1 protein-coding gene is annotated in these 397 nt (G+C 51.9%); it reads right to left on the reverse strand.

Features of this window, described 5'->3' with window-relative positions; translation table 11 throughout:
* Positions 1-16: 16 nt before the first annotated feature.
* Complete coding sequence (locus tag ACTHSP_RS22445) at positions 17-295, reverse strand: STAS domain-containing protein (RefSeq protein ID WP_036493932.1); 279 nt, start codon at positions 293-295, stop codon at positions 17-19.
* Positions 296-397 lie beyond the last annotated feature (102 nt).

Raw genomic sequence — 397 nt, forward strand, 5'->3', positions numbered from 1 at the left:
GAAGCGGTGGTTTTTTTCATGATTGCAACCAGTCTTTGATTTCGTAAAGTTCGGCCAGTGCGCGGACGGAATCGGGAATGTTTTGAATGGTCGGTTTTTTGTCTGTCCGGCGCAGAGCGTTGAGCAGCAGGGAAACGCAGGCGGAATCTGCTTTGCCTACTTGGCTGAAGTCTATGCTGTCTGTTTCTTTCAGACGGCATTGTTGTTCGTAGCGCGCAAAGGCGGAGGCAGTCAGGGTTTTGACGGTAACGTCGCCGCTGATGTAGAGCGTGCCGTTGCGGATTTCTGTTTGCATGGTGTCTTTATGATGTAAGGCACCATGCCGTCTGAACATCAGGCGGCATGGTGCGGGGGTGGATTATTTACCGCCGTTTTTGGCTTTCAAGTCGGCAATCAG

The organism is Neisseria sp. P0001.S005 (assembly GCF_051963715.1).